The sequence below is a fragment of the Paenibacillus sp. OK060 genome (genome assembly GCF_900101205.1).
GTDB classification, from domain to species: domain Bacteria; phylum Bacillota; class Bacilli; order Paenibacillales; family Paenibacillaceae; genus Paenibacillus; species Paenibacillus marchantiae.
This window is the reverse complement of sequence record NZ_FNFR01000005.1, coordinates 647,116-656,283: the sequence shown is the minus strand read 5'-3', so window position 1 is coordinate 656,283 and position 9,168 is coordinate 647,116. Positions and strand designations below refer to the sequence as shown.

General features: G+C 46.4%; 9 protein-coding genes and 5 tRNA genes. 13 read left to right on the top strand and 1 reads right to left on the bottom strand.

Annotated elements, in window-relative coordinates:
• The first annotated feature begins 13 nt into the window (after positions 1 to 13).
• The 13 genes from BLS14_RS21530 (at position 14) to yajC (ending at position 8,609) form a co-directional block, all read left to right on the top strand.
• Positions 14 to 91 (top strand) — tRNA-Asp (locus BLS14_RS21530).
• A gap of 24 nt (positions 92 to 115) precedes the next feature.
• Positions 116 to 190: transfer RNA gene (locus BLS14_RS21525), tRNA-Gly, on the top strand.
• A 6-nt stretch (positions 191 to 196) separates the two neighbouring features.
• A tRNA-Arg gene (locus BLS14_RS21520) sits at positions 197 to 273 on the top strand.
• A 14-nt stretch (positions 274 to 287) separates the two neighbouring features.
• Positions 288 to 366, top strand: a tRNA-Leu gene (locus tag BLS14_RS21515).
• Between the two features lie 7 nt (positions 367 to 373).
• Positions 374 to 447, top strand: a tRNA-Pro gene (locus BLS14_RS21510).
• Between the two features lie 243 nt (positions 448 to 690).
• Positions 691 to 1,383, top strand: a complete 693-nt coding sequence (locus BLS14_RS21505; RefSeq protein WP_090953846.1) for a BofC C-terminal domain-containing protein — start codon at positions 691 to 693, stop codon at positions 1,381 to 1,383.
• Positions 1,384 to 1,677: 294 nt separating this feature from the next.
• Positions 1,678 to 2,181, top strand: a complete 504-nt coding sequence (gene ruvC, locus BLS14_RS21500; protein ID WP_053779097.1) for a crossover junction endodeoxyribonuclease RuvC — start codon at positions 1,678 to 1,680, stop codon at positions 2,179 to 2,181.
• A complete protein-coding gene (gene ruvA / locus BLS14_RS21495; protein ID WP_090953844.1) occupies positions 2,178 to 2,792 on the top strand; it encodes a Holliday junction branch migration protein RuvA in 615 nt (204 codons plus the stop codon). Before ruvC ends, ruvA begins: the two co-directional genes overlap by 4 nt.
• Before the next feature lie 55 nt (positions 2,793 to 2,847).
• A complete protein-coding gene (gene ruvB / locus BLS14_RS21490; protein ID WP_053779099.1) occupies positions 2,848 to 3,858 on the top strand; it encodes a Holliday junction branch migration DNA helicase RuvB in 1,011 nt (336 codons plus the stop codon).
• Between the two features lie 51 nt (positions 3,859 to 3,909).
• Entirely contained in the window at positions 3,910 to 6,012 is a 2,103-nt protein-coding gene (locus BLS14_RS21485) for a SpoIID/LytB domain-containing protein (protein ID WP_064635837.1), read from the top strand.
• A 7-nt stretch (positions 6,013 to 6,019) separates the two neighbouring features.
• Positions 6,020 to 7,048 carry a tRNA preQ1(34) S-adenosylmethionine ribosyltransferase-isomerase QueA gene (queA, locus tag BLS14_RS21480; RefSeq protein ID WP_063567703.1) on the top strand — a complete coding sequence of 343 codons (1,029 nt, stop codon included), beginning with the start codon at positions 6,020 to 6,022 and terminating at the stop codon, positions 7,046 to 7,048.
• A 45-nt stretch (positions 7,049 to 7,093) separates the two neighbouring features.
• A complete protein-coding gene (tgt, locus tag BLS14_RS21475; protein WP_064635839.1) occupies positions 7,094 to 8,230 on the top strand; it encodes a tRNA guanosine(34) transglycosylase Tgt in 1,137 nt (378 codons plus the stop codon).
• A gap of 67 nt (positions 8,231 to 8,297) precedes the next feature.
• Positions 8,298 to 8,609 (top strand): preprotein translocase subunit YajC, encoded by a 312-nt coding sequence (gene yajC, locus BLS14_RS21470; protein WP_072734772.1) that lies wholly within the window; start codon positions 8,298 to 8,300, stop codon positions 8,607 to 8,609.
• A 133-nt stretch (positions 8,610 to 8,742) separates the two neighbouring features.
• Here the strand turns inward: yajC and BLS14_RS21465 are convergent, their stop codons facing one another.
• Complete coding sequence (locus BLS14_RS21465; RefSeq protein WP_063567706.1) at positions 8,743 to 9,135, bottom strand: TIGR04086 family membrane protein; 393 nt, start codon at positions 9,133 to 9,135, stop codon at positions 8,743 to 8,745.
• Positions 9,136 to 9,168 lie beyond the last annotated feature (33 nt).

Here is a 9,168-nt window from a genome sequence, read left to right as displayed (position 1 = left end):
AAGAAAGTGATCTGGAACCGTGGTGTAGTTGGCCTAACATGCCTGCCTGTCACGCAGGAGATCGCGGGTTCGAATCCCGTCGGTTCCGCCATTTTTATATTTATTAATACCGTATGCGGAAGTGGCTCAGCGGTAGAGCATCGCCTTGCCAAGGCGAGGGTCGCGGGTTCGATTCCCGTCTTCCGCTCCAATATTTGCGCCCTTAGCTCAGCTGGATAGAGCGTTTGACTACGAATCAAAAGGCCGGGAGTTCGAATCTCTCAGGGCGCGCCATTATAACTTCATACGCCGGCGTGGCGGAATGGCAGACGCGCTCGACTCAAAATCGAGTGGGAAACCGTGGAGGTTCGAGTCCTCTCGCCGGTATATATAACGGGATGTAGCTCAGCTTGGTAGAGCACCTGGTTTGGGACCAGGGGGTCGCATGTTCAAATCGTGTCATCCCGATCTCAAAAAATACGGATTATCTATTTATAGATAGTCCGTATTTTTATTTTTCTTTAAAAGTTAATTCTATTTTATGCAATCACAACCTCTTAATTCATGGCAACCTTTAATAAGGTATAAATAATATAGATCTCATCCTGTTTAAGCTCAAGCGCAAAGTATTGCTGGTGCCTTAGGTTAATTTTGCATAAACCCCAGTTCTTTCGGTCACAATAGGTTTAAAAAGTGATAGAAGGGGTTCATGTGAACACGTTTAACTTCAAAAAACAATTTAAGAGACGCTGGCGTCGATGGAAAAGAACAGTGTGGATGACTGCAGCGTTGGTTGCCGTAGCTATACTGGCTTACAGTGGTTTGCCGATTTCTTCTGCGATCGAGCGTTTATTAACGACCAATTTCAGTGAGGCTGTATCTGTAATGGGACCTGTTGCGAGTGAACAAAGGTCAGAGCAAGAAATTCAGACGTTGATGGAACAACTCGGGTCTGATCCGGACCGTTTAACGAGTGTTGTATTGGAGACGCAATATATCTGTGGGGTAGAAACGGAACAATTAGGTAAGATGGCGATTCCTCAATTGAAGATGCTGCTCGTTCAACATCCGGATTGGGGTGCTCAGGTTGAATCGGCAGAAGTGTTACGCATTAAGCAACATGTGGATGATCTTTCTCCATTATGTAAAGAGCAGGCGTATATTAGCATAGATGCTGTGGGTAATCTCAATCTTTATGAAGGACGGCCCACAGAAGAGAAAGTCATCCGTACTTTTTTTCAAATGGACGTAGGCACGTTAGAGACATCATTGCCTGAAGGTGTGTTGGAGCAATTGCAGCAGGGTATTCGTATTCAGGACAAGGATGAGTACGACAGTGTAATCTCTACGTTCAGCGATTATGCGGTGGATGAGGCCAATAAAGAAATCCGTAATGGCGGATAAAAGAACAGGCTGATCTGCATTGAGTGGATCTGTTTACATCCAGTAGAGGAGAAGTTTCTGGTGGAAGGATATTCGTAGGTCATACAACATACGAGGGGAAACGAAGGACATCGAAAGATGTCCTTTTTGTCGTTCCATGACCGATACACCTGAATATAGGAGATAAAGATTGTAGGTTATTCACGAATTGAGGCGAGTATATGGAAGGACAAAGTTTTTCCTGCCGTAGGGCCTATCTTTTGTTATAATGAAATGAACGATACATATGTTCGCTTTTGTAAGGGAGAGATGGATTTGCGTTTTTTGGGAATTGACCCGGGGATTGCGATTGTCGGTTTTGGTTTTGTGGATAAAATCGGCAGTAAGGTAACACCTGTACAATATGGCTGTATTCAGACAGAAGCTCATACCCCTGAAGAGGAACGGCTGCTTCATGTATATGAGGGCATGGTACAGCTGATTGATAAATATAAACCGGACGCGGTAGCACTGGAGAAACTTTTTTTCAATCGTAACGTCACAACAGCGATGTCTGTAAGTCAGGCTAGAGGTGTTATGGTACTGGCTGCTGCCCAGAAGGGACTGCCTATTGCCGAATATACGCCGATGCAAATTAAGCAGGCGATTGTTGGATACGGAAAAGCAGAGAAGCGGCAAGTGCAGGAAATGGTCAAAATGTTTTTGCGTTTACAGGTGATTCCGAAGCCGGATGACGTAGCAGATGCTTTGGCTGTAGCAGTGTGTCATGCACACTCATATACATTAAATTCCAAGTTGAATGAGGTATTGCGAAAATGATTGATTTCCTAAGAGGACAGTTCGTACATCTGGAAAATGAATATATTGTGCTTGATGTACATGGCGTTGGTTATCGTGTATTCTGTCCGAATCCTTTTGCATTTGCGAAGCAAGAAGGCGAAATTATGGTGTATACCCATCACCATGTACGTGAAGATGCGATGTTTCTGTTTGGTTTTGCGACTCGTGAGGAACAGAAGTTATTTCGCAAGCTGATCGAGGTATCAGGTATTGGACCCAAAGTTGCTCTGGGTATACTCGCTGGCGGTACGCCGGACCATGTCGTGACTGCAATTTATCAAGAGAATCTGACGTTCCTGACCAAACTGCCGGGGATTGGTAAGAAAACAGCGCAGCGTATGATACTGGACCTTAAGGACAAATTGGATGGTTTCGGTGCTGCCACGTATGCAACAGGTTTGTTTGCTCCTCCTTCGGAAGAAGCAGGAAGCGGCTCTGCCTGGGATGAGGCACGTGAAGGTCTTAAGGCGCTGGGTTATACCGACAGTGAACTGGATAAAGTATGGCTCAAACTGAAGAAAGAGGTTACTTCGGCCGATTCTGTTGATGTGTTGATGAAACGGGCACTGCAAATGCTGTTTACGGGATAATTAATTTTGCCTCTATAATAGAGCAGTAAGCCGCATAAAAAAGGTAGGGATGAACATGGATGACCGGATTATTTCCGCGAACCTGATGATGGAGGATCAAGCTGTGGAGCTTAGCCTTCGTCCCCGGTATTTGAATGAATATATCGGGCAGAACCAGGTCAAGGAGAATTTGAAAATATACATTGAAGCCGCCAAGATGCGCAATGAGGCGCTCGATCATGTGTTGTTATATGGCCCGCCTGGGCTGGGTAAAACAACACTTGCCAATATCATTGCCAATGAATTGGGTGTTAACTTGCGCACAACATCGGGACCGGCGATTGAACGCCCAGGTGATCTGGCTGCATTGCTTACAAACCTGCAAGAAGGGGATGTCCTGTTTATTGACGAGATTCATCGCCTTCATCGGACGGTAGAAGAAGTGATGTATCCCGCCATGGAAGATTTCGCGTTGGATATCATGATCGGAAAAGGGCCAAGTGCCCGCTCCGTACGTCTTGATCTGCCATCCTTTACGCTGATTGGTGCTACAACCCGTGCAGGCTTGCTGTCTGCGCCTCTCAGAGACCGGTTTGGTGTTATCAGTCGGCTGGAGTTCTACACGGTGGATGAGCTGGCCTACATCGTCTCACGGGCCTCAGAGATTCTAGGGGTGGAGATTGTTGGTAATGCCGCCGAAGAGATCGCATTGCGCTCCCGTGGGACACCGAGGATTGCCAATCGATTGCTAAAAAGAGTACGTGACTTTGCCCAGGTACGGGGTGATGGTATCATCACACAGGCTCTGGCGGAAGAAGCGCTGCAACGTCTTCAGATTGATCCGCGTGGTCTGGACGAGATCGATCATAAAATGCTCAAATCAATGATTAACAGTTTCCGGGGAGGCCCTGTGGGTCTGGATACGATTGCCGCTACGATTGGTGAGGAGAGTCAGACCATTGAGGATGTCTACGAGCCTTATCTATTGCAGATTGGCATGCTTCAACGCACACCGAGGGGCAGAATTGTAACGGACCTGGCCTATCATCATCTGGGTTTGCCAGTTCCACCGAGAGACGCCAAATAATTGTGACTATATATCAATGAGATTCATCTTAATATACAACTTGGGACAAACATGGAGAGGAGACTGATTGTGAAAGCAATACAAACAAGGAAGTGGAGTCGGCGTTTGAAGGTGTTGGCCGCAGCTCTGTTGACGGTAGGATGCCTGCAAGTGCCGGTTTATGCCGCTGAAGGTGATGGGCAGATGATTCGGGTAGCCATGTTTGCGAACCTGGGAAGTACGTATAAATCGACAACACCACTGATTACGCTTGAGTCGAGTGGAAAATGGAATATTGGTTCGGAAAGCGGAGCAAGTATAACTCTTCCAGCAGGACAAATCCGTTTCAGTGCGGATGGATTCCGCGTCAAAGTGTTGGAAACAGGGGATTTCAAAACGGCAGCAGCAGCCGCAAAATTGTTGCAGGCCACTAGTGATAAACCGTTGTTGTTTACAACGTCTCTGAATGGTAAAGCGACCTATCAACTCTACACCGGAAACTATGCAACAGAGGCGTTGGCTGGACAAGCGGTAGCACGTGTACAAAAAGTGGCTGCAGCCCAACTAGGTGGACAAAAACCAGCGGTGACGGGCAGCAAGCGTCTGTCTGCAGGAGTCTACAGCTCACTTCCAGATGCAGAAGCGGCACAAGCATCCCTTTCATCGGCAGGAGTTAGTTCCTATACTGTGCTTCAACTGGATGGAGGGAGTCAAGGGTATGCTGTATGGGTGGGAGAAGCCTCATCAGATGCTGATCTGTCTGCATTCAAAAAAAGTGTGGAAGCCAGTGTTCCAGGAGTAAACCTGTCTCCGGTAAACAGTAATAGTGCTGCGCTTATCATCCGCCAGGATGCCGGGTTAAGCACGGATACACTTAAAACAGCTCCGCATTACACTATTGCCGGCAGTGAGGCCAAGGCGTTTGTGCAAGGAGACGGTAGTGGAATCAAAGTGGTGGAACGTTCCGGACGGACATATCGCGGTGACATGGAAATTAGCATTGTAAGCGGCGATTTGGCTTTGGTTAATGTAGTTCCACTGGAGCAATATTTATACTCTGTTGTTGGTGCAGAAGTGTATTCATCCTGGCCAGCAGAAGCGCTGAAAGTACAGGCTGTCGCTGCACGCTCTTATGCGCTTCAACAGGGAGATCGTTTTAAAATTGCCAACGTTGTGGATACCACGCTCAGTCAGGCGTACAACGGAATGGGTTCAGAGAATGATAAAGTCTCCAGCGCGGTTGATGCTACTTCTGGAGAAGTCATCAAGAGCGGTGGTAAAATCGTAGAAGCTGTGTTCTCTTCCAATGCAGGGGGGCAGACTGCTCACCCATCCGAGGTATGGAATGGGGGCGCGGATGTGTTCATTAATGTGGATAGTCCTGGAGATACATCGGCTCAAGCTGGATTACAGACATGGTATCATGTGCTGTTAAGTACAGGAGTCAGCGGATATATCCGCGAGGATAATGTAAAAGATTTAACGACCAAAACGGATGCGGGTTTAGCCAAAGTGACGGTTACTGCCCAAAATACCAATGTGCGTCCCGTTCCGTTAATTCAATCCAATGTTGATCCGGTAGCGAAAATGAATCCAGGCAACGAGGCTGTTGTTCTGGCCAAAGTGCCGCAGTCCAACGATTATGCTTGGGTAAGAGGGCCATTCACGTCAGCCCAGTTGGTTAAAACCCTGCAGGGTAAAACGACTTCTACTGTTCCATCTTCGATCTCAACGCTCGAAGTGACCAAGCGTGGGCCATCAGGAAGGGCACTTGAAGTTACAGCCAACGGCCAGCCCATGACGGTAAAATATGCAGATACATACCGCTCTGCTTTAGGTGGATTACCGAGTACTTTATTTGATATTGCAGGGACCGGAAGTTATACTGTATTAGGCGCTGACGGCAAAACAGCAAGCAAAACCGGCTCACAGGGTGCTGCTGTACTATCTGCCTCGGGCACAGGAACTTCATCCGGTAATGCTCTTGTGGTTATGAGTGGTGATGGTCAAGCTCGAGCTGTAACTCAGGGCCAAAGCTTCATGATCATCGGTCAGGGTAATGGGCACGGATTAGGTTTGTCCCAATGGGGTGCCAAAGGCATGGCTGATGAAGGGTATGATTACCAGGCAATATTGAAACACTATTATCAAAATGCGACTATTGTTAAGGAATGAATTGAATATGAATGTGAACTTATATGATTTTGAATTGCCGGAGCAATTAATTGCACAGACGCCACTGCTTGACCGCACGGCGTCCCGGTTGCTTACCTTAAATAAGGAAAGCGGTGAGGTTAACCATCACACGTTTCCTGATATTATCGACTTCCTTCAGCCTGGAGATACACTGGTGTTGAATGATACACGTGTTCTTCCAGCGCGTTTGTTCGGAACCAAAGAGGACACGGGGGCAAAGGCTGAAGTACTTCTGCTCAAAAACGTGGAGGGCGATCGTTGGGAAGCTTTGGTTAAACCAGGCAAGAAGCTGAAAGCCGGTTCGGTCATCATTTTTAGTGACGAGCTCAGGGCAGTCATTGATGAGGAAGGCGAAATGGGTGCGCGTTTGCTTACGTTCTCCTATGATGGAATCTTTCAAGAGATTCTGGATCGCTTGGGTGAAATGCCGCTGCCTCCTTATATCAGAGAGACGCTGGACGACCGCGAAAGGTATCAAACGGTATATGCGAAACATGAAGGATCAGCCGCTGCGCCGACAGCAGGATTACATTTTACAGATGAATTGCTGAATCGGATTCGGGATAAAGGCGTTAATGTAACTTTCATCACGCTTCACGTTGGACTCGGAACATTTCGGCCTATGTCGGTTGACAAAGTTGAAGAGCATGTCATGCATGAGGAATACTACTCTTTGTCTCAAGAGACAGCGGATCTAATTAATGAAACGAAAAAACGTGGCAACCGTATATTTGCTGTAGGAACGACAAGTTGTCGTACACTTGAAACGGTAGGAAGCAATTTTGAAGACGGGCAGTTGCAAGAGAGCAGCGGCTGGACCAAAATCTTTATCTATCCGGGATATACTTTCAAAGTAATCGACGGGATGCTTACGAATTTTCATCTCCCCAAATCCACATTGGTCATGTTGGTCAGTGCGCTTGCGGGTAGAGAACAAATCATGCATGCATATGAGGAAGCAATTAAAGAACAATATCGTTTCTTCAGCTTTGGCGATGCCATGTTGATTTATTAAGATATGAAGGTATTACGATTAATTTTTAGAGGATGATTAAAACCAATGGCAGCAATTACGTACGAACATATCAAAACCTGTAAACAATCCGGAGCTCGTTTGGGACGTGTACATACACCTCACGGTATTATTGAGACACCAACCTTCATGCCTGTAGGAACACAGGCCACGGTGAAGACGATGAGTCCCGAAGAACTGAAAGAGATGGATGCACAGATTATTCTGAGCAATACTTACCATCTGTTCCTGAGACCTGGCCATGAAATTATTCGTCAGGCAGGCGGATTGCACAAATTTATGAACTGGGATCGCCCGATTTTGACTGACAGTGGCGGGTTCCAAGTGTTTTCTCTGAGTGAGATGCGCAAAATTACGGAGGAAGGCGTTAACTTCCGCTCCCATCTAAACGGAGATAAAAAATTCCTCTCGCCCGAAGTGGCAATGGAAATCCAGAATGCACTGGGCTCCGATATTATGATGGCATTTGATGAGTGCCCGCCTTATCCGGCTGAGTATGAATATGTGAAAAAATCACTTGAAAGAACGAGCCGCTGGGCAGAACGTTGTCTGGAAAGTCATGCTCGTCCCAATGATCAAGGGCTGTTTGCTATCGTACAGGGAGGCATGCATGAAGATCTTCGTCGCCAGAGCGCGGCAGATTTGACTTCCATGGATTTCCCGGGTTATGCTATTGGTGGACTGAGTGTTGGAGAACCGAAACATTTGATGTATGGTGTATTGGATTACACAATTCCTTTGTTGCCGTCCAATAAACCACGCTATCTAATGGGTGTTGGTTCACCCGATGCATTGATTGAGGGATCGATTCGCGGTGTGGATATGTTCGATTGTGTTCTGCCTACCCGAATTGCCCGTAACGGAACAACGATGACCAGCCAAGGACGTCTGGTAGTTCGTAATGCCAAGTTTGCAACTGATTTTGGGCCACTAGACCCTGAATGTGATTGCTATACTTGTCGTAACTATTCAAGAGCCTATTTGCGTCATTTAATCAAAGCGGATGAAACGTTTGGCTTACGTTTGACGACCATCCACAATCTTCATTTCTTGCAGAATTTGATGCGCAATGTGCGTAAAGCCATAATGGAAGATCGTTTGCTTGATTTCCGGGATGAATTTTTCGATCAATATGGTCTTCATGACAATGACAAAGGTTTCTGACCAGGTGTTTGCGGAACCGAAGTAACAAGCATTATCTGTACGTATAGTCGATAAGGGGGAATTTTACATGTTTCAGGCAATGACTGCATCAGCAACTCCAGCTGGCGGTGGAATTGTATCTTTGATTGTACCTTTGGTACTCATGGTTGCAATTTTTTACTTCTTGATGATTCGTCCACAGAACAAAAAACAGAAGCAACGTAATTCCATGTTAGGACAATTGAAAAAAGGCGATAAAATTGTTACAATCGGCGGTCTTCACGGAACGATTGCTGAAATCACGGATGATGTGGTTGTATTGCGTGTAAACGATGTTACTAAACTGACATTCGATCGTAATGCAATTAGCAGTGCAGTTGCACGTGAAACGGCTGAATAAATCATAGATGTTCAAAAAGCCTGTAAGGCTATGAGTACGTTTGCAGCGTATTTTTCACTATCAGAGAACTGGATCTCCATGGAGACCCGGTTCTCTTTTTCTTTTTCTCAAATAACCGTTACACCCCGATCTTCTATGATCTTCGTGTGTTGACTCCAAATATACCGCCTAGTGCAGAAATCAGAAATGCACTTGCAAGCTGCAGACTGTCTTTCCAATTGAATGAGGCATCGAGTGCCAGAAACCCAATCAGCAATACAATTAGTCCGTAGACCATTCCGGTAATACCTCCGTGGTACCAGCCTCGCTCACCTGACCTCTTGCCAGATACAAAGCCACCAACCAGCAAGGACAAGCCATGAACAACGTACGTATACAGGGAAAGATCCTGTTCCCGCATTCCGGTCATCCAGAGAAAGAAGGATAGAATCAGTGCGCCTAACATCATCCACACAAAAGCATGACAGAGGCCCGAAAGAATCGGGTTAGACATTCGAAATGAAACCATTCGGCGAATCAACTGCATGAAGCGACCCCCTTGTACAAATTTGAAATTAAT

Bases quoted from the DNA above. Each gene is read 5' to 3' on its own strand.
- ruvB (WP_053779099.1), top strand. From the start codon at position 2,848: ATGGATGACCGGATTATTTCCGCGAACCTGATGATGGAGGATCAAGCT.
- tgt (WP_064635839.1), top strand. From the start codon at position 7,094: ATGGCAGCAATTACGTACGAACATATCAAAACCTGTAAACAATCCGGA.
- BLS14_RS21465 (WP_063567706.1), bottom strand. From the start codon at position 9,135: ATGCAGTTGATTCGCCGAATGGTTTCATTTCGAATGTCTAACCCGATT.
- yajC (WP_072734772.1), top strand. From the start codon at position 8,298: ATGTTTCAGGCAATGACTGCATCAGCAACTCCAGCTGGCGGTGGAATT.
- BLS14_RS21485 (WP_064635837.1), top strand. From the start codon at position 3,910: ATGGAGAGGAGACTGATTGTGAAAGCAATACAAACAAGGAAGTGGAGT.
- ruvA (WP_090953844.1), top strand. From the start codon at position 2,178: ATGATTGATTTCCTAAGAGGACAGTTCGTACATCTGGAAAATGAATAT.
- queA (WP_063567703.1), top strand. From the start codon at position 6,020: ATGAATGTGAACTTATATGATTTTGAATTGCCGGAGCAATTAATTGCA.